Annotated in this window: 21 protein-coding genes; 13 read left to right on the top strand and 8 right to left on the bottom strand. The window is 42.1% G+C overall.

Annotated elements, in window-relative coordinates:
- Positions 1-15: 15 nt before the first annotated feature.
- Both V7S75_RS05770 and V7S75_RS05765 read right to left on the bottom strand, forming a co-directional pair.
- Complete coding sequence (locus tag V7S75_RS05770; RefSeq protein ID WP_459512145.1) at positions 16-189, bottom strand: hypothetical protein; 174 nt, start codon at positions 187-189, stop codon at positions 16-18.
- A 13-nt stretch (positions 190-202) separates the two neighbouring features.
- The gene (locus V7S75_RS05765) at positions 203-802 is read right to left on the bottom strand and encodes an RNA polymerase sigma factor (RefSeq protein WP_459512143.1); all 600 of its coding nucleotides are present in this window, start codon (positions 800-802) and stop codon (positions 203-205) included.
- A gap of 243 nt (positions 803-1,045) precedes the next feature.
- Here V7S75_RS05765 and V7S75_RS05760 point away from each other — a divergent pair, with 243 nt between their 5' ends.
- Positions 1,046-1,648 carry a hypothetical protein gene (locus V7S75_RS05760; protein WP_459512141.1) on the top strand — a complete coding sequence of 201 codons (603 nt, stop codon included), beginning with the start codon at positions 1,046-1,048 and terminating at the stop codon, positions 1,646-1,648.
- Positions 1,649-1,684: 36 nt separating this feature from the next.
- Here V7S75_RS05760 and V7S75_RS05755 read toward each other — a convergent pair whose 3' ends face one another.
- Genes V7S75_RS05755 through V7S75_RS05740 form a run of 4 tightly spaced genes read right to left on the bottom strand, consistent with a single transcriptional unit; the run spans position 1,685 to position 4,594 of the window.
- Complete coding sequence (locus V7S75_RS05755; protein WP_377975579.1) at positions 1,685-2,401, bottom strand: pyridoxine 5'-phosphate synthase; 717 nt, start codon at positions 2,399-2,401, stop codon at positions 1,685-1,687.
- A 35-nt stretch (positions 2,402-2,436) separates the two neighbouring features.
- On the bottom strand, positions 2,437-3,429 hold the full coding sequence (locus tag V7S75_RS05750) for an aspartate-semialdehyde dehydrogenase (protein ID WP_459512138.1): 993 nt from the start codon (positions 3,427-3,429) through the stop codon (positions 2,437-2,439).
- Between the two features lie 11 nt (positions 3,430-3,440).
- Complete coding sequence (locus V7S75_RS05745; protein ID WP_459512136.1) at positions 3,441-3,947, bottom strand: hypothetical protein; 507 nt, start codon at positions 3,945-3,947, stop codon at positions 3,441-3,443.
- A 29-nt stretch (positions 3,948-3,976) separates the two neighbouring features.
- On the bottom strand, positions 3,977-4,594 hold the full coding sequence (locus tag V7S75_RS05740; RefSeq protein ID WP_459512134.1) for a 5-formyltetrahydrofolate cyclo-ligase: 618 nt from the start codon (positions 4,592-4,594) through the stop codon (positions 3,977-3,979).
- 80 nt (positions 4,595-4,674) lie between these two features.
- On the opposite strand from V7S75_RS05740, the gene ileS reads away from it, so the two are divergent.
- Genes ileS through V7S75_RS05710 form a run of 6 tightly spaced genes read left to right on the top strand, consistent with a single transcriptional unit; the run spans position 4,675 to position 14,516 of the window.
- Complete coding sequence (gene ileS / locus V7S75_RS05735; protein WP_459512132.1) at positions 4,675-8,079, top strand: isoleucine--tRNA ligase; 3,405 nt, start codon at positions 4,675-4,677, stop codon at positions 8,077-8,079.
- A gap of 6 nt (positions 8,080-8,085) precedes the next feature.
- Positions 8,086-9,474: an MBOAT family O-acyltransferase gene (locus V7S75_RS05730; protein ID WP_459512130.1), complete on the top strand. Its 1,389-nt coding sequence runs from the start codon at positions 8,086-8,088 to the stop codon at positions 9,472-9,474.
- On the top strand, positions 9,474-10,514 hold the full coding sequence (locus V7S75_RS05725) for a hypothetical protein (RefSeq protein ID WP_459512128.1): 1,041 nt from the start codon (positions 9,474-9,476) through the stop codon (positions 10,512-10,514). Before V7S75_RS05730 ends, V7S75_RS05725 begins: the two co-directional genes overlap by 1 nt.
- Before the next feature lie 6 nt (positions 10,515-10,520).
- Positions 10,521-12,254, top strand: a complete 1,734-nt coding sequence (locus V7S75_RS05720; protein WP_459512126.1) for a tetratricopeptide repeat protein — start codon at positions 10,521-10,523, stop codon at positions 12,252-12,254.
- A 25-nt stretch (positions 12,255-12,279) separates the two neighbouring features.
- Entirely contained in the window at positions 12,280-13,104 is an 825-nt protein-coding gene (locus V7S75_RS05715; RefSeq protein ID WP_459512124.1) for a DUF4292 domain-containing protein, read from the top strand.
- A complete protein-coding gene (locus V7S75_RS05710) occupies positions 13,104-14,516 on the top strand; it encodes a murein hydrolase activator EnvC family protein (protein ID WP_459512123.1) in 1,413 nt (470 codons plus the stop codon). Before V7S75_RS05715 ends, V7S75_RS05710 begins: the two co-directional genes overlap by 1 nt.
- On the opposite strand, the gene V7S75_RS05705 is transcribed toward V7S75_RS05710, so the two are convergent.
- Positions 14,513-16,798 (bottom strand): TonB-dependent receptor, encoded by a 2,286-nt coding sequence (locus V7S75_RS05705; protein ID WP_459512336.1) that lies wholly within the window; start codon positions 16,796-16,798, stop codon positions 14,513-14,515. The two genes, V7S75_RS05710 and V7S75_RS05705, sit on opposite strands and share 4 nt — an antisense overlap.
- A gap of 248 nt (positions 16,799-17,046) precedes the next feature.
- Between V7S75_RS05705 and V7S75_RS05700 the strand changes: the two genes are divergently transcribed.
- The 5 genes from V7S75_RS05700 (at position 17,047) to V7S75_RS05680 (ending at position 21,584) form a co-directional block, all read left to right on the top strand.
- A complete protein-coding gene (locus tag V7S75_RS05700; RefSeq protein ID WP_459512121.1) occupies positions 17,047-17,550 on the top strand; it encodes an RNA polymerase sigma factor in 504 nt (167 codons plus the stop codon).
- A 116-nt stretch (positions 17,551-17,666) separates the two neighbouring features.
- The gene (locus V7S75_RS05695; protein WP_459512118.1) at positions 17,667-19,139 is read left to right on the top strand and encodes a phytoene desaturase family protein; all 1,473 of its coding nucleotides are present in this window, start codon (positions 17,667-17,669) and stop codon (positions 19,137-19,139) included.
- 7 nt (positions 19,140-19,146) lie between these two features.
- Positions 19,147-19,953 (top strand): phytoene/squalene synthase family protein, encoded by an 807-nt coding sequence (locus V7S75_RS05690; RefSeq protein ID WP_459512117.1) that lies wholly within the window; start codon positions 19,147-19,149, stop codon positions 19,951-19,953.
- Positions 19,953-20,672: a sulfite exporter TauE/SafE family protein gene (locus V7S75_RS05685; protein ID WP_459512115.1), complete on the top strand. Its 720-nt coding sequence runs from the start codon at positions 19,953-19,955 to the stop codon at positions 20,670-20,672. The genes V7S75_RS05690 and V7S75_RS05685 overlap by 1 nt, the downstream gene beginning before the upstream one ends.
- Complete coding sequence (locus tag V7S75_RS05680) at positions 20,673-21,584, top strand: ion channel (protein ID WP_459512113.1); 912 nt, start codon at positions 20,673-20,675, stop codon at positions 21,582-21,584.
- Positions 21,585-21,737: 153 nt separating this feature from the next.
- Here V7S75_RS05680 and V7S75_RS05675 read toward each other — a convergent pair whose 3' ends face one another.
- A complete protein-coding gene (locus tag V7S75_RS05675) occupies positions 21,738-24,077 on the bottom strand; it encodes a M1 family metallopeptidase (RefSeq protein ID WP_459512111.1) in 2,340 nt (779 codons plus the stop codon).
- Between the two features lie 173 nt (positions 24,078-24,250).
- On the opposite strand from V7S75_RS05675, the gene xylA reads away from it, so the two are divergent.
- Entirely contained in the window at positions 24,251-25,579 is a 1,329-nt protein-coding gene (gene xylA / locus V7S75_RS05670; protein WP_459512109.1) for a xylose isomerase, read from the top strand.
- The last annotated feature ends 1 nt before the right edge of the window (position 25,580 follow it).

The following is a 25,580-nucleotide window of genomic DNA, read 5'->3' as shown; positions in this document are numbered from 1 at the left end:
GAAACAATTTCAAGATTAAGATTGAATCGACTCTTTGTGTTTGGAATAATCCAAGATACGATTAATCACAGCTTCAGATGGGGCTATGTAAGCCTGGTCTAAGGCGTTTTGGACCTGTTGGAATGCCGCTAACTCCGAGCGTAATCCTTCATTTGTTGATTCGTTGATGCCCGTTTGAGGCTCGTACAAGTTTTTAATAAGGTCATTTGGGGTAAAGCTTTGCGTCATAGGCAATCTCTTGTTTGTTTAGCATTTTCCTCAGGTTGATGAGCGCATAACGCATTCTTCCTAAGGCCGTATTGATGCTAACGCCGGTTTGGTCTGCAATTTCCTGAAAACTCAAGTCTTCATAATGCCGCATCACCAATACCTCACGTTGCTCATCAGGTAATTTTTTTATCATTTCCCGAATATTCTCCACTTGATCCGCCTTCATCTGCTGTTCCTCTACCGAGTCCTCTGCAAAATCAAAGCTGTTGAAAACCTTCGAGCCATCTTCTAATACAATCGTCGGATAACGTTTATCCTTCCGAAAATGATCAATCGCCATATTGTACGAAATACGCAGAATCCAGGGTAAAAATTTCCCTTCTTCGTTGTAGCGGCCCGACTTGATCACGTCGATGGCCTTAATATATGCCTCTTGCATTAAGTCTTCCGCAATGTAGCGGTCCTTAACGATCAAGTATATAGTCGTATAAACTTTGGATTTACTACGTTTGACCAATGTCTCAAACGCTTTATCGTCCCCTTGGATGTACGCTGATAATAAAGCCGCATCGCTAACCTGAATTTTAATCATAAAAATCAAAAATGTTAACGTAAAGGTTTATCTCATATTGTATCTCCTATCGATTTACTGGGCGAATTGATTAAATTTTGTCTTGATGACGTTTCAAATGTAGCCAAAACTTTTTTAAATCAAAATCGTTTTAAATAATTGAGCGACAAAATTTTGGTAAATATTTTATCTTTTTTGGCATTTATCAAATGAGGCTTTGTCAAAATGTGTAGCTTTGTTTCATCTTTAAACGAATTATTCCTTATGAAAAAATTATTCTCCTTAGCATTTGTTATCTGCGTTTCTGCTGTTCAATTGCTTGCACAATCCAATCCTGCTGATTACGCTGGAACGTTCAAATTGTCTGAAAATCCGTATGTAAAGTCAATTACGATCTCTGTCAAAGACAGCAAAGTGATTATGGCAGCCGAAGGTTTTCCCGATACCGAATTAGCTCCTGGGAAAAACGCGGATGAATTTGCCTTGGAAAGCATGGGTGGGACAGTAGTTTTCACGCGTGAGGCCGGAGCCGTGAAAGGCGTGAAAATCGAAGCACAAGGCCAAGTATTAACGGGTCAAAAAGAAGGGGCTACCTTAGGTGATTATGTTGCCTCGTTTAAAATGGCCGACAACGAATACGTGAAGAAAATCATCATTGCGATGAAAGATGGCCAGTTAGCGCTTAGTTCGGATGCAAATCCTGCTGAGGGAGCTGTTTTGAAGCCTAGCAATGAGAAGGATACTTTCTCTGCTACGATTCAAGGATATGATGCTGATGTGATTTTTTCTCGTGCCGCGGGTAAAGTAGCATCGATTAAATTATCTGTCGCTGGTGGCCAAGTTGTTTTAACTGGCGATCGCGAATAATAAATTTAGCTAGGCCGCCTCAAAACGGCCTAGCTTTTATTTCAATGCGCGTTTGTACAATTGGATTGTATTCTCCAGTCCATAATACAAAGCATCACAAATCAAGGCATGCCCAATCGATACCTCATCCAAGGGGGCAACATTCGCCTTAAAAAATGCCAAATTTTCCAAACTCAAATCATGTCCCGCATTAATACCTAAGCCTAGTTGGCTAGCACGAAAGGCTGCTTTTCGGTAAGCCGACACGGCCTGCGTCGGATTTTCAAAAAACTGTTCTGCATAGGGTTCCGTATATAATTCAATACGATCCGTTCCCGTTGTTGCAGCTGCTTCCACCATCTCAAGCACAGGATCTACGAAGATGGAGGTACGAATGCCAGCTTCTTTGAATTGTGCGATGAGTGCTTGCAATAAACCTTGGTGTTGGATAGTGTCCCAACCGTGGTTCGAGGTAATTTGCCCCAGCGCATCGGGAACCAAGGTTACCTGTTCCGGGCGAACTTCCATCACCAATTCGATGAATGATGGTTCCATCGGGTTTCCTTCAATGTTGAATTCAGTCGTAACAACCTCCTTGAGCGCGCGCACATCTGCATAGCGGATATGTCGCTCATCTGGTCTTGGATGAACCGTAATTCCTTCCGCCCCAAAACGCTCACAATCCAAAGCTACCTGAATGACATCGGGATTATTCCCCCCGCGTGAATTACGTAAGGTGGCAATCTTGTTGATATTTACACTAAGTCTTGTCATGTCAAAAAAAAAGGCCGGTATCACCGGCCTTCTCATTAAATTAAGTGATGTGCCGCGAGGTATTCCGCGATTTGAACCGCATTGGTTGCGGCCCCTTTACGCAAGTTGTCCGCTACAATCCACAAGTTCAAGGTATTCTTTTGGGTCTCATCCCGACGAATACGTCCCACGAATACTTCATCTTTTCCATGTGCCGTGATTGGCATCGGATAAACAAAGTTCTTTGGATCGTCTTGTACGATGATACCTTCTTCTTTTTCCAAAATGGCACGAACCTCAGCTAAATCGAAATCATTTTCGAATTCAATGTTCACAGATTCCGAGTGTCCACCGATCGTTGGAATACGAACCGTTGTCGCAGTCACCTGAATCGAATCATCCATCATGATTTTTTTCGTTTCCAAGATCATCTTCATCTCTTCTTTCGTATAGCCATTATCCAAGAATACATCGATATGAGGCAATACGTTCAAGTCAATTTTATGTGGATATACTTTGTTGTAATCTGTTTTCCCTGCACGCTCGTCGAACAATTGGTCAACGGCAGCTTTCCCAGTTCCAGTCACCGACTGATACGTAGAAACTACCACACGCTTGATTTTGTATTTTTTGTGCAATGGATTCATGACAACCACCATTTGGATGGTAGAGCAGTTTGGATTTGCAATGATTTTATCTTCTGGCGTCAATGTGCTTGCATTGATTTCAGGAACTACTAATTTTTTAGTAGGGTCCATGCGCCATGCTGAAGAGTTATCGACAACGGTAATTCCAGCTGCGGCAAACTTAGGAGCCATTTCCAAGGATGAACTTCCGCCCGCGGAGAAAATCGCCACGTTTGGTTTCATTGAGATTGCTGTTTCGTAACCTACCACTTCGAATTCCTTTCCTTTGAAAGCAATCTTTTTACCGATTGAGCGCTCAGACGCTACCGGGATAATTTCAGTGACAGGAAAATTTCTTTCCGCTAATACTTTCAAGATTTCGCCGCCAACCAATCCTGTGGCGCCTACAACAGCAACTTTCATGTTTATATCAATTAAAAATTATACTTCCAATTTAATGCCAACGATGCTCCTTGTGCACCCTGGGATTTTATTTCTAAGCTTATTTTAGGCTCTTCGCCCGCCAAGCTATTGTACTTTGTTAAAGCACGTTTTAAATGTCGCATACTGACAGATCCTACATAAACATTCACCAATGCCGATGTTCCGATCGCCGATAAATAAAAACCGTCTGTCACGTGACCCGGGTTTAATAACGAATAAAACGAAACGGCTAAACCGGCACTGGAAATCCAGGTCATCAGTTTGCGCTGGCGTTTAAAGGTATTGAATTCCAAACTTACTTCTGGATCTTTCGCTTCCAACAAGGGAATCTGAAGGGCCAAAGGGTTGTCTATTACCTGACGCTTGTAAACGAACTTATTCGTAAAGCCTTGTTGGATTTGTTCAACCGGAAACAAGGACTCACGAGCGGCTTGCTGGCCCATCAATGTAGTGGATGCACAACAGAATACCATCAAGAGTAATTGCCTGATTTTCACAAAGCAAAAGGATTTATTAGCCTGCAAAATTAGGGCTTATATTCTGAATCAAAAGGATTTTTTTGATAAAATCCATCAAAAAGGTGGATGCCCGTAGGCGTAATGCAAAGGTCTAGTGGAATGTCATGCGCTTCCACATCATCAATACGTTGCACGGCTTCATCCAAACAAACGCCAATTTTCAGCGCGTCGGGCCGACAATCCATTAAAAAACGATCGTAAAATCCTTTGCCATAACCTACTCGGTTGCCATGTGCATCAAAAGCTAGTAACGGAATAATGATGAGGTCTATGGCTTCTGAAGGTGTTCTTGTATTTGTTAGCGGATTGGGTTCCTGAATTCCCCATGTCGATGTAATCAAAGGGTCGCCTTTTTTTGTTTCATAGGCGGTCATCGAATGGTCATTTTCGACTCTTGGGAAACAGAGTTGGTGACCTAGCGACCATATTGTTTGGTGAATGGACTCCATCTCAACTTCTTTGCGTGCTACAATAGGCTGAAAACTCATGATCACCCGAGGCTGTTGAAAGCTTGTGATGAAATCCATGAATTCTTGTTGGAGCTCCTCATTCAACAAGGCAAAAATTCGCTCTGACACATTTTTGCGTCGGGCAAGAGCAAGCTGTCGGAGGCGAGATTTGTTCATGGCTTTGGCCTTAATTTTTCGGTATTTTTTCTTATTTTTGCTTCAATTTTGCCGATTATTTCATAAAAAACAACAAGACTGTGGCCTTTAAGGAATACAAAAATTTAGATTATGCTGCTGTAGCGGACGAGGTACTAAATTTCTGGAGAGAGAATCAAATTTTCGAACAATCGATTTCATCTCGCGAGGGGAATCCGACTTTTACTTTTTTTGAAGGTCCGCCTTCAGCGAACGGTACGCCGGGTATTCACCACGTGATGGCACGCACGATTAAGGATATTTTTTGTCGCTACCAGACCTTAAAGGGCAAACAAGTGAAGCGAAAAGGTGGTTGGGATACCCACGGCCTTCCCGTTGAATTGCAAGTTGAGAAGGAATTAGGCATCACCAAAGAAGACATCGGCAAATCGATTTCGGTCGAAGAATACAATCAAAAATGCCGCGAAACGGTCATGAAATTCACGGATCAGTGGAATGATTTGACAGAAAAAATGGGTTATTGGGTGGATTTAGCGAATCCTTACGTGACTTATCAAACTCCTTACATTGAGAGTGTTTGGAATCTATTAAAGCGCCTGTACGACAAAGGACTTTTATACAAAGGATATACGATTCAACCTTATTCTCCTGCGGCAGGTACAGGTTTGTCATCGCACGAATTAAACCAGCCGGGTTGTTACCGCGATGTGAAAGACACCTCGTTGACCGCTCAATTCGAGGCAAAAAATACAGCGAAATCTGCCTTTTTGTTTGAAAAATCAGGCGGAGCTCCTGTGTATCTATTAGCCTGGACGACGACACCATGGACTTTACCGTCTAACTCTGCGTTAACCGCCGGGAAGAACATTGCTTATGTCTTGGTGAAGACCTTTAATCCTTACACCTATTTACCCGTTCACGTGGTTTTAGCGAAGGATTTGGTCAAGAATTATTTCCAAGCAGCCGCAGAAAATGGAGATTTTGATGCCTATGTTGCAGCGGAGAAAAAGCCTAGTGCTATTCCGTATGTGATTGTTGATACGTTCAAAGGCTCCGATATCGAAGGTGTAGAATATGCCCAATTGATGCCTTATGTACAGCCGGCAAGTCCGGCTTTCTGTGTGATCTTGGGAGACTTTGTGACGACGGAAGATGGTACAGGAATCGTGCACACGGCGCCTACTTTCGGTGCGGATGACTTTCGGGTAGCCCAACAAAATAACATTCCTGCCATCTTTGTTCAAGATTCAAATGGAAAGGATGTGCCGTTGGTTAACCGACAAGGTTGTTTCGTTCAAGAGGTGACGGATTATGCCTTAGAGCCCGTAAAAGAAGCTTATTTAAGTGAAGAGGAAAAAGAAGCGGCCAAAATCAAACAAGGCCGTGATAAATATTTATCTGTTGATGAGCGTATTGCCATCCAATTGAAAACAGAAAACAAGGCTTTTAACGTTCAGAAATTTGATCACCCGTATCCACATTGCTGGCGTACGGACAAACCGGTATTGTACTATCCTCTGGATTCTTGGTTTATCAAGACCACAGCGGTGAAGGATAAATTGATCGAGTTGAATAATACAATCAACTGGAAACCGGAGTCGACGGGTACAGGTCGTTTCGGAAACTGGTTGGAAAATTTGGTTGACTGGAACTTGTCTCGTTCTCGTTATTGGGGAACGCCTTTGCCTATATGGCGTGCCGAAGATGGTTCGGAAGAATTGTGTTATGGCTCGGTGGAAGAATTAACGCAAGCATTAGCAAAGGCGATTGATTCAGGAAAATTAACTGCTGAACAGCAAAAAGGAAATGAAGCATTCATTGCCGCAGTGAAGGCAGGGGAGGCGGATTTACACCGTCCTTACGTGGATAATATCTTTGTGTTAAGCCCTTCAGGTGTTGTCATGGCACGTGAGGCGGATTTGATCGATGTGTGGTTCGATTCGGGTGCGATGCCTTTTGCACAGTGGCATTATCCATTCGAGAATCAAGAAATTTTCAAACAGTCTTATCCGGCAGATTTCATCTCAGAAGGGGTGGATCAAACGCGTGGCTGGTTCTTTACGCTCCATGCGATTTCGGCGATGGTGGAAGAATCGGTTGCATTTAAAAATGTGGTTTCGACTGGTTTAGTCTTGGATAAAAATGGCAATAAAATGTCCAAACGTTTGGGCAATGCGATTGATCCTTTTGATACGCTTTCTAAATATGGCGCGGATCCTACGCGTTGGTACATGATTACCAATGCGCAACCTTGGGATAACTTGAAATTTGATTTAGCAGGAATTACTGAAGTGCGTAATAAGTTCTTTGGTACGCTAACAAATACCTATAATTTCTTTGCCATGTATGCGAATTTGGACGGATTTACGCCGGATTCGAAGGGTGTTAATATGGCCGATTTAACGGAATTAGACCGTTGGGTCCTGTCAAAATTAAGCAGTCTAATCGCTGAGGTTGACGAGGCTTATGCGACCTATGAGCCAACTAAAGCCGGCCGTGCGGTGCAGGATTTTGTATGTGATCATTTGTCCAACTGGTATGTTCGTTTGTCACGCCGACGTTTCTGGAATCCTGAGGATACGAACCAAGGGATTTCAGCCGATAAAGCTGCTGCATATCAGACTTTGCATACTTGTCTGACGACAGTGGCACAATTGATGTCACCGATCGCTCCTTTCTATGGAGATTGGTTGTACAAGAATTTAACGGGAGCTACTTCGGTACATTTAACGGATTTTGTTCAGGTTAATTCTGCTTGGCAAAATGCTGATTTAGAAGCTTCCATGGACATGGCACAACGCATTTGTTCTTTGGTTCACTCGATCCGTAAGGTGCATAAATTGAAAGTACGCCAACCGCTAGCACAGGTCTTAGTTCCTGTGCTGCAAGAATCTGCCCGTGAGCAAATTCGTAAGGTAGAAGATTTGATTAAGTCGGAGGTGAATGTGAAGTTGGTGAATTACCTCGACGACGCATCCGGCGTACTAAGCAAGAAAGTAAAACCTAATTTCAAGGCCTTGGGTCCGAAATTCGGGAAAGACATGAAGGCGGTTGCGGAAGTTATTACAGGAATGAGTTCGGGTGATTTGGCGCAGATTGAAACATCCGGTTCTGCGAATTTGCAAGGTTTCGAGATTGCTTTAGCTGACATCGAAATCGTAACAGAAGATATGCCAGGCTACTTAACCGCTTCGGAAGGTGGTTTGACAATCGCCTTGGATAATACCTTGACGGCTGAATTGGTTCAGGAAGGAATGGCCCGGGAATTTGTGAATCGTATCCAAAATTTGCGGAAGGATTCAGGTTTTGATGTCGTAGATAAAATCGCGATTCATGTGGAAGAAGGTCCGGCAGCGTGGATGGAAAGCATTCAGGTTTTTGGTGCGTATATCCAACAAGAAGTTCAGGCTTTAAGTATTACGATTTCGCCGGCTTTAGCAGGCGGTAAATCGGAGCTTGTGATGGATGATGCCACCTTATTTGCCCAAATTCAGAAAATCAACTAATAGCTAATGGTATTCAATTCCTTACAGTTTTTGGTGTTTTTTGGAATTGTGACCGCCGCCTATTTTTTATTGGCTCATCGCTTTCGTTGGATGCTTTTATTGGTAGCCTCCTGCTACTTTTATATGGCATTTCAGCCTATTTATCTCGGGATATTGGGTTTCACGATCGTGGTGGATTATTATGCTGGGATTTATTTAGAGCGCTTTGAGGGTAGGGCTAAGAAACTTTTTTTGGCTTTGAGTTTGATGGCTAATATCGGAGTTCTGGCTGTCTTTAAATATTATGCTTTCTTCACGGGGAATTTTATGCATGCTGCTAGTTATTTTGGCTATACCTTGCAGATTCCGCAATTGTCCATACTTCTGCCTATTGGACTTTCCTTTCATACGTTTCAGGCCATGAGTTATACCATTGAGGTCTATCGTGGGCATCAAAAGGCAGAACGGAATTTTGGGATTTACAGCCTGTATGTGATGTTTTATCCGCAGTTGGTGGCTGGCCCCATCGAACGTCCGCAAAACCTCATTCATCAGTTTTACGAAGAACATGTTTGGGATGCGGATCGGGTGAAGGCGGGCCTCTTTCAGATGGCTCAAGGTTTGTTTAAGAAAGTTGTGATTGCCGACCGACTTGCCATACTTGTTGATGCTGTTTATGGAAGTTTAGCGATTCAATCCGGAGGTAATTTGCTGTTGGCATCCATATTTTACTCGTTCCAAATCTATTGTGACTTTTCAGGTTATTCCGACATGGCGATTGGGGCAGCAAAAGTGATGGGTTTTGATTTGATGACGAATTTTCGTGCGCCGTATTTGGCGAAATCCATCCCGGATTTTTGGCGTCGCTGGCATATATCCTTGTCCACCTGGTTTAAGGATTATGTCTATTTTTCTTTAGGGGGAAATCGCGTTTCTATTCCCAAATGGTATTTTAATATCATGGTGGTCTTTATTATCTCCGGTTTTTGGCACGGAGCGAGTTGGAACTTTGTTATCTGGGGAGCCTTGCATGGGATTTTTCAATTGATTGGGATTACGGTGAGTCGGCGCTTCCCCGCATTATCACCTGAAAATGCACGCGGGATTTATTTGCGTTTTTTACAGCTATGGACATTCGCATTGGTGACCTTGGCTTGGGTATTTTTCCGATTATCCCATTTCGCTGAAATTAAATTGTATGCGCAACGTTTATTGATTTGGAAAGCGGATGCACCACTTGGGATGCATCTGAATGAAATCGTTTTGAGTTTGTTGTTGATTTTAGGATTATTGTTTTGGGATCATCGGTCAACGAATAAAATCAGTCCTAAGCTCTGGGTTTTGCCTATGGTCCTTTTGGCGATTTATTTTTTAGGGGTATTTAGTTTGAAGCAGTTTATTTACTTTCAGTTTTGATGAAAAGAGCGTTTGCCTTTTTGGTGATGATTGTGTTGCTTCTGGTTCTTGGAATCAGTAGTTCGGATCAGGCTATGCGCTGGGTTTCCAAAGCACGGTATCAGCAGGAAGGAAATTTGGGTTCAGATAAATATCGCTATGGCGATTTATATGGGCTATCCTATCTACCCGACTTTCGCATGTTGAAAGACACGTCCATACTAGCAAATCAATTTACCTCTCTGGGACTTCGTGATACGGATTTATATATAATTGGGGATAGTTATTTGTATAGCTATATTCAAATGGATACGGCGAATTTCGCGCGTTCGAAACAAGTCGTCTTTCGGAAATGGTCAGAGGGGGATGCAGGCGCAATCGTCCTTCAGCCAACGGGAAATAAGAAGGTTTTACTCATTGAATCGGTAGAACGAAATATCGGTACGCTTATTGATATGTTGCGGGTAAGGGCACATTTGGAAGGGTATAAAGCCCCGTTGACATGGAATGAATCGTTAAATGCGACCCTGGCTGATGCGCTGTATGATCCACTTTTGGAGCAAAATATTGACTTTACTTTGTTTAATTTTCAAGGTTTGAGTTTTCTGAAATCGCTGAAAGCCCAGGCAAATTTAGACATCTTTCATCGAACTACGCCTGAGGTTGTTTTGTCGAGGGATCATCAGTTTCTTTATATGAAGGAGACCATGGATTCGCTCCAAAAAGGAAGTTCATTTTATCCGATTAGCGCTGAGGATATTCAAGTGCTTTTAGGTCGCATGACTAAAATAGAGCAATACGCACATAGCAGAGGTTTTGATGAAGTAATATTTAGTTTTATTTCGAATCCTGTTGCTATTACCCGAACAGAATCTAGGCCAACAAATCAGTTGATCGTTTCATTGAGCAAGGCGAATCATGGCCGATTACATATCCTCGATCCGACGCAGGTATTAGCGAAAGGGGGCAAATCGTATTTTTTTAAATCAGACTCCCACTGGAATCAACAAGGTGCGCAAGCATGGTTAAATCAATTGAATCAATATTTGATTAAGCTATAGAGGAACATGACGCAATTAGGCAAGGGTATGGGTTTGTATGTGCGTCGGCTACTGCTATTATGCATGTTTTTGTTCGGGATTTCTTACTTCGCCACAGCGCAAGGAAAGCGATTAATTCAATCGAAGGCAGGCCAAGAAGCGCTTTTTCAGGAAGGGATGCGGCATTACATCAAGGAAGATTACTCGGAGGCCATTTTGGTTTGGGAAAGTTTGGCATCGGTTATTTCCAATGAACCTGCGCTCTCATTTTATCTTGCCAAAGCTTATCTCGCAGAGAAAAATCCGAAGAGTGCGTTAGTCCATGCGCGGAAAGCACATGAATTGTCGCCCTATTCGCTCGATTATGGCTTGTTTTTTGCTGAACAATTGCTTGCCGATAAACAGATTTCAGAGGCGATTGCATGCCTGACGAAGTTAAGTCAATATGATGAATCGCATCCGGAAGTTAATTTATTATTGGCTCAGGCATATGTTTGGACTGAACAAGGGGATCTTGCTCTGCAAGCTTTGGATCGCGCGGATCATTATGTGGGGGAATATCCTGCCATTATTCGAACGAAGGAATTTATCTATTTGAAACAAAATCAATTGATGAAGGCCTTGCATGCAGGCAAGCGACTCATCGACATGGATGATGAAGAGCAAATTTTAACTTGGGATCAGATGGATGTTGCTTGGGATTTAAGTCAGGCAGATTCAATACGGGCGGATCTGAGTGCATTGCAAAAGAAATATCCATCTCAAGGTCAATTGGCTTTGTTACTGACAAACGGCTATCTCCACCAAAAGAATTTTGATTCATCGATCGTTCAGCTTCGCAGAGCAGCGGAAGATCATGAGGTATTGCCATCGATGGTCGCTCAAGTGACCATGAAGGTTTTCGAATTAATTGATGACCCGATCAAATGGGAGCAAGCCAACTCGTTGGCAACACATTGGTTAGCGATTTACCCCGATGAGCCTCGCTTTTTAGCCATTCAGGGGGATTTGTATGTGAGTGCATCCAAACTAGAAGAAGGCCAAAAATATTATTTGCGCGCGGCACGCATGGGGGAACCAAAATATGAAGTTTGGGCTCGAATAATTCAGTTGGATTTTGAATTAAATGCGGTGGATAGCGCGGCTACACATGCCGCGGAGGCATTGAAGGCTTTTCCAAAGCAAGGGTTTTTAAATTTCCAATTGGGCTTTGCGCGTTATTTACAAGGTGATAATCCTGATGCGTTGCGCTATTTAGAAATTGCACGTGGCATCATTAAGCCTACTGATAATTGGAATGTACAGCTCTTTTCGATGTTGGGTGACGTATACCATGCCGTGGGAAGGCCGAAAGATTCGGATGTGGCTTTTGAGAAGGTATTGGCTTTGAATCCGACCGACGAACATGTGTTGAACAATTACAGTTATTATTTGTCATTGCGGAAGGAACGTTTGGAGAAAGCGGCTATGATGTCGAAGCAATTGGTTGAAAAATTTCCGACCGAAAGTACCTATTTAGATACCTATGCGTGGGTATTGTATCAGCAGGGAAAATATGAGGAGGCCTTTCGTTATTTAAGTTTGGCACTTGCGGATGAAAAATCCCAAAGTTCTGCGGTTTGGGAGCATCATGGAGATGCCTTGTTTCGGCTGGGGCGGATAAAAGAAGCGGTAGAAAGTTGGAAGAAGGCCATTGCTTTGCCAAATGCTAGCCAATTACTTGATAAAAAAATCAAGATGAAGCAAATTGTCGAAAATTGAGATAATTTTGCATATCAAATTAACTATGACGCGTTTCGTTCTACTCTTTTTGGTTTTTGTTTGCCTGCAGGCTTGTAAATCGAGTTCTGTCGTTCAGGTTGCGCAAGAAAAACAAGTAGATACTATTCGGGTTGTTTCTTTGCCCGATAGTGTTCAGAAAGAGATTCCTAAGTCTAATGATGTCCTTGAGCAAGATTCCAAAGAATCAGTAGAGGACTTGGCATTTAGTTACCTAAAAGCAAAATCTCGGGTAGCTTGGAAGTCGGGCAATAACACAGACAATTATTCCGTTGATATTCGCGTTAAGAAAGACAGCATTATTTGGGTGAATATTTCGCAGGCCGGCTTGACGGGTGCGACGGGTTTGTTTAGTCAAGACCGGGTACAGTTTTACCAAAAAATCAGTGGTGAGTACTATAATCTGACCTACGATAGCCTGAGTACTGTGATGGGATTTCGGATTGATTATCGGATGTTACAGTCCTTGATCGTAGGGAATCAGCCATTTAAGAAGAATAATTCACGGGTTATTCGGGAGAATGAGAATATCATTATCAAGCAAGATTCGGGCCGGATTAAGATTGACAACATGGTAGGGCCGAATCGAAAATTGAAGAAATTATTGGTTCGTGATGAGCCATCAAGTAATAAATTAACTTTGGATTTTGAGGAGTTTACGAATCTGAATCAGGTGATATTTCCTTTTTCAAGCCAAATAACTTTGGATGTAAAGAACAAGGAGGACAAGCGGGTGACAACGGTCATTCAAATTAAATATTCGAAAGTGGAGTTGCTGGAGACGCCACTTGAATTTCCATTTCGACTTCCGGCTAAATTTTTGAAAAAGTAATGCGCTATATCAGTTTAATTGTTTGTTTGTTAGGTGTTTTTGTGGCTTGGGGACAAGTGGATAAGAAGACACAATTAGAGCAACAAAAGAAGGACAACTTGGCAAAAATCAAGGAGTTGAATTCGATTATTTCTCGAACATCGAAAAAGAAAAACGTATCGATCGGAAAGTTGAATGTCTTGAAAGAGCAGATTGTTGTTCAGAAAAAACAGATCAATGTATTGAATGAGAACCAACAGCTTTTGGCTGCGGAGGCGTCTAAATTAACACATGAAAGTGATGTCTTGGCTGCAAAGTTGGAGCGCTTGAAGAAAAACTATGCACTCATGTTATATGAGGCACAAAAGGTTTCGACGGTATCTAATAAAATCAGTTTCTTGTTATTGTCACAGGACTTAGGCGAATTCACACGCCGATTTGATTATTTGCGTCATTTTACGACGAATCGGAAAGAGCAAGCCCATAAAATTTTTGAGACGCGTCAAGATTTGATGACGAAGAAGCAACAAGTGGTTTTCAAAAAGAATGAGGAGAAAAAGGTCTTGGTCGAAAAGGAGAAGGAGAAAGCAACGCTTGAAGTGTTGAAGACAAAGGAGACGAAGGTCGTGACAGTTTTGACCCAGCAAGAAAAGAAGCTTCGTACGGAATTAGAGCGTAAGAAATTAGCGATTCGTAAGTTGGATAATTTGATTGCAGGGATAGTTCAGCGGGAGATTCAGAAGTCGATGGAACGTGAACGTAAGTTACGAATGGCTGCTCAAGCGCGTAAATTAGAAGTGAATAAGCCTGCCTTGCCCAAACCGAAATTAGAAGAAGGGATGGTGAAGAAATATGAAAAGCCTACAGGCGGGGAGTCGAAAGAAGAAGCGAAGTTAGAGGCGCGTGTTGAGAAAAAAGAAGTAGCAAAACCGAAGAAGGAGGAAGCTGCTCCTGTTGCCAAGGTTGAGGAGCCTGCCTTAAATTCGAACACCTATTACATGAATGCGGATGAGGCAAGATTGGCGAGTTCATTTGCTGCCTTGCGTGGCCGGATGCCTTTTCCTGTGCCTTCGGGATTCATTTCAGACCATTTCGGCGTGCATAAACATCCCGTTTTAAAAGGAGTGATGGTCAATAACAATGGAATTGACATTCAAACTTCGGCGGGATCCCCTGTGCATTCGGTTTATGATGGCGTGGTTGCTACCGTTCAAAATATTCCAGGGATTAATATGGTTGTGGCCATTCAGCATGGGGAATATTTTACGGTATACAGTAAATTAGCCAATGTATCCGTTAGTGCGGGTCAAAAGGTGAAAACAGGCCAACGAATTGGGTCGGTTGCTTCCGATGAAGATGGTACATCGGAAATTAATTTTCAAGTGTGGAAAAATACGCAACACCAAAATCCGGAGAGCTGGTTGCGTCGTTAGATTTTATACAGGACACGTAAACTGATATTGCGTCCTTGGTCATCCGCATAGTACCGGAAACGGTTTAAATAATCTCGGTATGCTGTGTTAAATGCATTTGTAATTCGAACGCCTAAGTCAATTTTCTTCAAACGGATTCCCCAATTCGCTTGGACAAGTTGGTAGCCCTTCGGAGGTGCCGCATAATCAGATCCAGGTTCTACCCGCGTTTGTTCGCCGACTTGCACGAGCCCCAAACTTATATATTGTTTTTCCTGCATCCAGCGATAACTCAGCGTGTATTCAAATCGGTTTGCTGGAATATTAACTAGATAACTGAAATTATGGCTAACATCAAAGGCATGAACAATGCTTGATTTCTGTTGGAAAGATAGTTTTGGGCTTATTTGATACGATATTTGTGCATCAATTCCTTGGAAAACAGCATTAATTTGTTCGTAGGCGAATCCGGGGAAAGCGCCCCTAACCGTCGTGAAATAAACCGCGTTCCCATTATCAACCATGGGTCTTAAATAAATAAAATTTTGGATGTAGTTATTGTAGACGCCTAGTTCAATTTGTAAATTTTTTGGCGCATAAAGTGTATTTAAACTTAGGTTATAGGCTGTCTCTCCTTTTAAGCTAGGATCTCCAATCTCAAATGCGGCAGCGCCATGGTGAACTCCATAGGAAAACAGTTCATTGACCCCCGGAGCACGAAAGGCACGCGCAAGGATGAGGTGATTTTCGAGTTTATCTGTCCAATGATATTTTAGCCCCAAACTTCCCGAAAGACCCAAATAATGATTGGCATTTCGGTAAATGATATTCGAATAATTTACTTTAGGGCGATGTACATCGATCGTTTTTTCATCAATGCGGAGGCCAAATTCAAACTCATATTTTTCTTTTACGATACGCTCAATCCCAAATAAACCAATCGTGTTTTGAAAATAATTGGGTAGCAAACTTGTGGTCAATGTAGGACTTACGACATCTTTTCCTGAGGTAATATTGCCTTGAAGCTGGAAGTTTATGCCAAATTGCCCCTTCCATAATTGGTTAGAATTCGATTCATCGAGCAATATTTCCCCATTGAATGTCCGCAATAGGAATTGTAGGTTATTGATATTTTTCCCGGCTCTCAATACATCTAATTCAAGTCGTTCATCATTTTGTAATGCTAAGGTTGTTCGAATGGCCCTACCATTGTTTAGTTGATATTGAGACTTTATCTTTCCTAAGCTATGGGTAACATCTTGATTCGGACGATCAATTTCTCGGCTAAATTCCAATGGAGTAAATGCGGCAAAAGGACGCGTACGTGCGATGGAATTTTCTAGGTCATTTACATTTCCAATGTGTGAGCCTAGATATATACCGATAACGGAATGGAAATGACTGAAAAACAAGTCACTTGACCATTTAGCTTTTTTGTATCCAAGGGCTGCGGAGAAATTTTGTTCCTGAATCCCTGTGTTAGCTAGGTAGTAATTGGCAGTTTGAATATTACCACCATTTTTTACGGTTCCTTGGATACGCCAGCCCCAACCTTTGGTATGGTTAAATCCACCCTGTAGTGAACCTGATAATACGCCTTGTCGGCCATTCGTAAAATAGATTGATTGAATTTCTCCTGAAGTACCTGCGGAATCTGGGAGTGCGTCCGGTTCCATCATGACTATACCTCCGATTGCGTCTCCTCCATAACGTAAGCCGCCTGGGCCTTTGATTACTTGAATATTTTTGGATACGAATGGGTCTATTTCTGGAGCATGTTCACTTCCCCATTGTTGGCCTTCTTGCCTCACACCTTGATTTAAAATGATGACGCGGGATGAGTGCATACCGTGGATGACGGGTTTTGAAATCGTACTTCCCGTTTGTAAACTTTGAACACCGCTGATGCCGCGCATCATTTCCCCTAAACTGAGACCATCGCGTTCAGCTCGTTCTTCTTTGCTTAGGCTGCCCCGTAATTGGGCACTTGTTTCTGTTTTTTTTCCACTGACAACGACCTCTTGTAGGTGTTCATCGTGGTTTTGTAATCGGAAATCTTCTTGGTGGCGGAGCTCGTCCTGAATGGAAATAGGTATTTCAACGGGATCGAAACTACTCATTTGGCAGATTAGGATATAATTGCCAGGACAGAGGGCTGTGATCCGGAAAAAGCCTTTGCTGTCGGATTGGGCGAATTTATTGGTGCCTTTGATGTAAATAGTAGCCCCTGGAATTGTCTCTTTATTCTCTTTTGATGTTACATTTCCCTCCAAAGTGCACGAACAATTACTTTGCGCCCACATAGGGAGCGACAAGGTCATAAGTGCAATAAAGAAGCATATTTTACGTAACATCAATTGTGTTCAAGAGGTTAAATATAGCTCCAAATAAAGATAAATCCATTGTCGGGTTGACTAATACAACGAAACGGCCGACGAACGGCAAAGGCATGTCGACAAAATTTTGTTTAATTTATTTTGAAAAATGTTAAACAATTATTTGTTTTGTTTAATCTTTTGGTAAATTTGTTAAACACAATCAGCAAATCATCATGACAGCTTTAGAGTTTTCATATCAGGTAGGTACTTTTTCTAAGTTTTTGAAACCCTTTGCATTACGTTTAACACGTGATGGAGATGATGCCAACGATTTGGTTCAAGACACCTTAGTTAAGGCATTCACGAATCGTGAAAAATATTCAGATGGGACCAATCTGAAAGCTTGGTTATTTACCATCATGAAGAATACGTTTATTACGCAATACCAGCGAATGGTTCGTCGGAATACGTTCATCGACACAACAGATAATTTACATTATATTAATTCTTCCGAGTCAATCCAATTAAATGGTGCTGAGCGTTCTTTTATGCACGAGGATATTTCATTGGCCTTAAGAAACACCGACGAAATGTATCGCATTCCGTTTCTTATGTACTTTGAAGGATTTAAATACCATGAAATTGCGGAGGAATTAAATCTGCCTATCGGTACAGTTAAGAATAGAATTCACATTGCTAGAAAGACCTTGAAAGGCCAACTAAGCATGTACGCCTAAGTGTTCATATTGTAATAATTAGTTTTTTGGTTAACAGAAGAGGAAGTAAAAAGTCAGATTTTATCTGACTTTTTCTTTTGCCAAAAGCTTATCAGTTTTTAGTATATTTGTTTAGCATGAAGAAGAAAAAAGTCATTGTTATTGGTGCAGGATTCTCAGGCTTGTCTACGGCGACAGAGCTAGCGAACAAGGGATATGAGGTGACGATCGTTGAAAAAAATAGTCAGGCGGGTGGTCGTGCACGGGTGTTTCAGGAAAAGGGTTTTACCTTCGACATGGGGCCTAGTTGGTATTGGATGCCTGATATTTTTGACAATTATTTTGCGCGTTTTGGTAAGAAAACAGCGGATTACTATAGCCTTAAGCGCCTAGATCCTTCCTACAGTGTGATACTTTCCGATGAAGAGGTTGTCGATATGCCTGCGAATTATGAGGAATTGCGTGAATTATTCGAATCGATTGAGCCGGGTGCGGCAAACGCTTTGGATCGCTTTTTAGATCAAGCGGCTTATAAATATAAAGTAGGGATTCAAGAATTTGTTTGGAAGCCATCCGTGAAAATAACGGAGTTTTTGAGTTTACGAATTCTTGTGGATGCGTTGCGGATGGATGTTTTTTCTTCGTTCTATTCGCATGTTCGCAAATTTTTCAAGTCGGAGACCCTGCTGAAATTGATGGAATTTCCCATTTTGTTTTTGGGGGCCATTTCGCAAAATACGCCGGCGATGTATAGCTTAATGAATTATGCGGAAATCAAATTAGGTACTTGGTATCCCATGGGAGGAATGCATAAAATTGTGCAAGGAATGGTGGATTTGGCGATTTCCAAAGGTGTTAGCATTCAATACAATTCAGAGGTTACCGGATTTGCAATTGAAGCAGGTTCTGTGAAAGGAGTGAAAATATCAGACAAAACCTTAGCGGCAGATGCGGTTGTCGCAAGTGCAGATTATCATCACGTAGAAACCTTACTAGGAGATGCGCATTGCAATTACGATGAATCCTATTGGGATAAACGGGTCATGGCACCTTCGTCGCTTTTGTTTTATTTGGGTATTAATAAGCGTTTGCCTCGATTGAAGCATCATAACTTGTTTTTTGATCGTGACTTTTCGATTCATTCACATGAAATTTACACGGATCCGATGTGGCCATCCGATCCCTTATTTTATGCATCTGCGCCATCCGTGACAGATCCTTCTGTTGCACCTGAGGGTTGTGAAAATTTATTTTTATTGATTCCTGTGGCGCCTAATTTGGAGGATACAGAAGAGGTTCGGGAACAGTATTTTGGCCAATTGATGGATCGTTTGGAGCAATATTGTGGCGTGTCGATTCGAGATTCAATCGTATATAAACGCTCCTATGCACACCAGGATTTCATCGGTGATTATCATGCATTTAAGGGGAATGCTTATGGACTTGCGAATACCTTAATGCAAACGGCTATTTTAAAGCCAAGTTTGAAAAATAAGCATTTGAAAAATATGTTTTATACGGGCCAATTGACTGTTCCGGGCCCAGGAGTTCCGCCATCCTTGATTTCGGGTATCGTTGTCGCGAAGGAAGTAGATAAATTATTGAACTAAACGCAGCATGGATTTATATTTACAGGTTTCATTAGATGCGAGTAAGCGATTGACGCAGGCCTATTCTACTTCGTTTTCGTCGGGAATTCGAACATTGGACAAGGAGTATCATGAGGCGATTTATGCGATTTATGGATTTGTACGTTTGGCAGATGAGATTGTGGATACCTTTTACGGGCAAGATCAGGCTTCGCTTTTAACGCGTTTTCGAGAAGATACCTATCAAGCAATTGAGGAGAAGATTAGTCTAAATCCCATACTGCACTCGTTTCAGTGGGCAGTGAATTCCTATCACATGGAGCGCGACTTGATTGATGCCTTTTTGTATTCGATGGAGATGGATTTATCGGATCGGGATTATGATGCTGCGTTGTATAAACAATACATTTATGGCTCGGCGGAAGTCGTAGGATTAATGTGTTTGCGGGTTTTTTGTGCGGGTGATTTAGCCGAATATGAGCGATTGAAGCCAGATGCATGTGCCTTAGGTTCTGCTTTCCAAAAAATTAACTTTCTACGCGATATAAAGTCGGATTTTGAAGATCGAGGTCGGGTATATTTCCCGGGTATTGATTACGAACAATTTACGGATTTACAGAAAAAGGAAATTGAAGCCGATATTCAAGCGGATTTTGATGCGGGCTTACGCGGGATAGAGAATTTGCCTGCAAAGGCAAAGAAGGGGGTTTTGTTGGCCTATGAATATTACATTCGATTGTTTGAAAAAATTAAGCAAGTTCCGGTAGCACGATTAAAATCCGAACGAATTCGTGTGCCCGATTGGGAGAAACTATTGATTTATTTGCGCGTATAATGGACTTTTGGATATTATTGGGATTATTGGGCGTGATGGCCTTTTTGTATGCCTCTGTGGGACACGGGGGGGCATCAGGATATTTGGCAGTTCTCGCCATTTTTGCTGTTGCGCCAGCCGTGATGAAGCAAACGGCATTGATCTTGAATTTAGGCGTTTCCTTGCTCGCATTTTATCAGTTTTATAAAAAGGGCTATTTCCGATTTGAATTATTTTGGCCGTTTGCGCTTACGTCCATTCCGATGTCCTATTTAGGGGCGCAGTTTGTGCTAAGCGATGCGAATTATAAACGAATTTTAGGCGCATGTCTGTTGATTGCGATTATTCGAATGATGGCCAATTTTAAGGATGTAACAAATCGTTCTTTGTCGATCCCCATCGCGCTGGCATTCGGTGCGGGCATTGGATTATTGTCCGGGATGATTGGTATTGGGGGTGGAATTATTTTAAGCCCTGTGCTATTATTGATGCGATGGTCGAGTTTAAAGGAAGCGGCTGCTGTTTCTTCCTTATTTATTTTTGTTAACTCTGTTGCAGGATTATTAGGGATAAAACACTGGATTCCACTGGATGAATCGCTTGTTTATTGGATCATAATTGCTTTATTTGGCGGTATGCTAGGTGCTCGTTGGGGAGCTCAAATCGCATCTAATCAAGCAGTTCGTTGGATATTAGCTTTGGTTTTATTGATTGCATCTGTGAAATTATTAGTCATATAAATGAGTCAAAATAATCAAGATACGGGTTTTGGTGAAAATGCCTCCCAAATGGGTGGTCGGATGGTGAATCGAGATGGTTCATTCAATATTCAGCGCCATGGAATATCTGTTCGCGATCGAGTGAGTAGTTATCACAGCATGCTGACAATGCCCCGCTGGCGCTTTTTGTTGGTAATTATGATTGCCTATTTTCTGATTAATTGCTTTTTTACCCTGCTATATTGGTTAGCAGGACCTACGGGTTTGGCAGGCGTTGATCAAGGGCACGGTTTTACTCGAATTAAAGAGTTATTTTTCTTCAGTACACAAACTTTTACAACGGTCGGATATGGTCGTGTGAATCCCGTAGGAGAATTGACAAATTGGATTGCAGCCATAGAATCTCTGATTGGGTTTTTATCTTTTGCTATTGCCGCCGGTTTACTTTATGGTCGCTTTTCACGACCTCGTTCCTTTGTGCGCTTTTCTGAGAAGATGTTGTTGGCAAATTATCAGCAAGGTAAGGCATTGATGTTTCGTTTAGTGGGATATAAGGATGATCACATATTGACGAATGTGGAGATCAAGGTGAGCGCTCGTTTGTTTACCCAAGATGGTTCGTATCAATTTTATAATTTGGATCTGGAGCGCTCACATGTAGATAGTTTAGTGTTGAATTGGACGGTTGTTCATCCGATTGATTCGAATAGTCCTTTTGCTGGCTTAACAGTTGAGCAAATCAAAGCCCTCCAGCCTGAAGTGAGTGCGCTGCTCATAGGTTTTGATGAAGTCTATTCCTCTACTGTAATGGCAAGAAATTCTTATGCTCTATCAGACCTCTTATTTGGCTTCCGATTTGCCCCGATGTACTTTAGAGGAAAATCGAATACAAAATTAGATTTAAGTTTGTTGGATTCTGTGGAAGCGGAATAATTATTAAAAAGCCCGATTAGATAGCTAATCGGGCTTTTTTTTATCAGGTTACTGATAAGGATTATCAGTTTTTCTTATTCGATTTTCGAGGAATTTTGGCATTTTTGCCTAACGCTGACGGGGTTTTTAACCCCGTCAGCGTTTACCCCCTCGCTAGTTCTTAGAACCGGTAACAGCTCCTGATTTTTTTGCGTTTTGAGCCTCCTGCATAGGATTTTGGCCTCCGCCGTAGCTGCGCGGCTGTGCTTTGAACAGCTGAACACGCGTTGGTTGAGCCGGCTCGCGTGGATACGAATTATCATCCGTATCGATGTCGGCAATTTCATAGAATGGATCAAGTGTCCACTTCACCACTTTCTTCGAAGTTGGGATGATTTTCTTCGCCTGCACATCATTCAATCGCCACACTTCCGCCGGGAAACGCAACACCTCATCCGTCCCATCTTCATAGCTTAATTTCACGATTACGGGCATCGGTAAACCTCCTTTATTCTTGAAATTAACCACATAGAAGTTTTTTCCTTCCGCGACTAATTTGCGTTCGTCTTCCGACAAGCCGCTTAAATATTCTTGGTATTTTTTCTTCTCTGCATCTGTTGTTGCAAAGCGATCATACGTATTGTAGAAATCTGTTAAATCTGGATTTTCCTCAACTACGGTTGATTTGATATCTGTCTTATTACGAATATTTGAAATCGTTTGACGCTTTGCATCAGCCGTTGCGCGCTCTGTCGCTTTTTTGGCAACTGGATCCATGTTGTCTACACCAAACCATTCGACCGTTTCAATCGATTGATTCACTGGTTCTGTACCATAGAACCATCCACGCCAGAACCAATCTAAATCCACACCCGATGCATCTTCCAAAGTCCGGAAGAAGTCTGCCGGATACGGTTGTTTGAATGCCCAACGGCGCGCATATTCTTTGAACGCATAATCAAACAATTCACGTCCCATCACCGTTTCGCGCAAGATATTCAAAGCCGTTGCCGGTTTTGCGTAGGCATTATTCCCGAAGTCCATGATGTTCTCCGAGTTGGCCATAATGGGTACTTGATTCTTCGAATCCAAACGCATGTAAGGCACTATGTTTTGTGGTTCTCCACGGCGTGCTGGGAAATTACGATCCCATTCTTGCTCTGCTAAATATTGGCAAAAAGTATTCAAACCTTCATCCATCCAAGACCATTGACGCTCATCCGAGTTGATGATCATTGGGAAGAAGTTATGTCCCACCTCGTGAATAATCACGCCGATCATGCCATTTTTGACATTCTCCGTATAGGTTCCATCTGCTTCTGGCCGACCGCCATTAAACGAAATCATCGGATATTCCATCCCGCCTCCTAAGGTCGCATGGCATGAAATCGCTACTGGATAAGGATAGGCAACTGTTCTTTTCGAATAAGAACGTAAGGTATGCGCTACCACCATCGTTGAATATTTCCCCCAAAGTGGATTTCCCTCTTTCGAGTAATAAGACATCGCCCACACTTTCTTTCCTTCAACCTCTACTTGTAAAGCATCCCAAATGAATTTACGCGAAGCCGTGAATGCAAAATCACGCACATTGTCGGCCTTATAAATCCAAGTCTTTTTGCCCGTTGGCTTGCCTTTTTCTGCCGCCTCAGCTTCTGCTTGTGTCACAATCTCCACAGGACGTGTGGCTGTTTTGGCCTTTTCCCAACGCTTTAATTGCGTTGCCGACATCACCTGATTCGGGTTTAATAATTCACCACCAGCACCTACGACGATATCGTTTGGTGCCGTAATCGCTACTTTATAGTTACCAAAGTTCAAGGTAAATTCCCCTTGACCCATGAATTGCTTGTGCTGCCAGCCATATACGTCATTGTACACCGCCATGCGAGGGAACCAATGCGCGATGAAATAATTTGCATTGCCATCTTTGGCAAAAAACTCATAGCCTGAACGACCATAATATTCCGTAATCAAATAATTCCAATCGATGTTGAAGCTTACTGATCCGCCTGCTTTTACCGGTGTAGGCAAATCGATACGCATCATCGTTTGATTGATCGTGTGTCGCAAAGGATTTCCTTTGATGTCCTTTACAGCTGTGATTTTATAGCCATATTCCTTCGGATCTGTCAATTCTTTGAAAGTAGCTGCGCTGATTCCATTCTTGATTTCACCCGTTGCTGCCGTTTTGCGGGCTGCGTTCTTCTCGAATAAGTTTTGATCTAATTGAATCCACAAATAGGGTAACTCGTCCGGAGAATTATTGAAATAGGTAATCGTTTCCGTTCCCGTGATTTTGCGGTTGATGTCATCTAATTCCACCTTGATATCGTAATCGGCACGTTGCTGCCAATAATCTTTTCCGGGTGAACCACTCGCAGTACGATACGAATTGGGTGTAGGTAAAGTCGATTCCAATTGTTCGAAACGACCGTTGGCATTGAATGCCGTTTGAGCGAATGTTGGTAATGCGATGATTATCAACAAACTAAGTTTGATAAGTTTATACATAAATGAAGTAGTGTTTTCCAAAAATAGAAAAAACAAATTAGAATCATATCATTATATATATTAGTAGCTGTGCTATACTATGCTAAAAAAATATTCAAATGGTTTGGAATCATGGGTAGAATTCGTAGTTTTGGGCCTTATCAAGCAAATTAAAATACTATATACCGAATCACATGAGCGTATTAATTGGACAAAAAGAATATTTTAAAGGCATCGATCAAATCAAATTTGAAGGCCCAGAATCGGATAACCCATTAGCATTTCGGTACTACGATGAGAACCGAATCATTGCAGGAAAATCGATGAAAGAACATTTACGTTTTGCGATTGCCTATTGGCATTCGTTTTGCGGCGATGGTTCAGATCCTTTTGGTCCAGGTACGCATCATTATCCTTGGGATGTCGCAGCTGATGCGCGCCAACGTGCCGCTGATAAAGCAGATGCGGCATTCGAATTCATCACGAAAATTGGGGCACCTTTTTATTGTTTCCACGATGTGGATGCGATTGAAGGACATAATGATCCGAAAGAATTTACGGATCGTGTGAAATTCATCTCAGATATTTTTGAGAAGAAACAAGCAGAAAGTGGCGTGAAATTATTGTGGGGAACGGCTAATTTGTTCTCCAATGAGCGTTACATGAACGGTGCGTCTACAAATCCGAACTTCGAAGTTGTCGCACATGCAGGCGCACAATTGAAAGGAGCCATTGATGCAACAATTAAATTAGGCGGTGATGGATATGTATTCTGGGGAGGTCGTGAAGGTTATATGTCTTTGTTAAATACGGACATGAAACGTGAGCGGGAACATTTTGCGCGCATGTTACATACTTGCGTGGAATATGCACGTCGCAATGGTTTCAAAGGAAAATTCTTCATTGAGCCTAAACCTTGTGAGCCTACCAAACATCAATATGATTACGATGCAGCAACCGTTATCGGTTTCTTGCGCGAATTTGATTTATTATCTGAATTTGGATTAAACCTAGAAGTGAATCACGCGACTTTGGCGGGTCACACATTTGCGCATGAATGCCAAGTGGCTTCGGATGCGGGGATGTTGGCTTCGATTGACGCAAATAAAGGAGATTATCAAAACGGATGGGATACGGATCAGTTTCCAACGGATATTTACGAGTGGGCAGAAGCGATGTCAATTATCTTGAAGCAGGGTGGATTAGCCGGAGGTGGTATCAATTTTGATGCAAAACGTCGTCGTAACTCAACAGATGCTGCGGATTTATTCTATGCGCACATTGGCGGAATGGATACAATTGCTCGTTCTTTGATCATCGCGGATAAATTAGCGAAACATGGTGAAATGGATCGTTTGAAAGCGGCTCGTTATGCAAGCTTCAACTCGGGTAAAGGCGCTGATTTTGAGGCTGGGAAGCTTAAATTAGAAGATTTATATCAAATCGCTGTAGAGATTGGCGAGCCTGCGATGATCTCAGGTAAGCAAGAATATTTAGAGAATTTGTTAGGTCGTTTTGTCTAAA

This window comes from Aquirufa sp. TARAVU-A1A (assembly GCF_054558675.1).
Note: the sequence above shows the minus strand (reverse complement) of the source record. Positions and strands in the feature narration are given on the sequence as shown.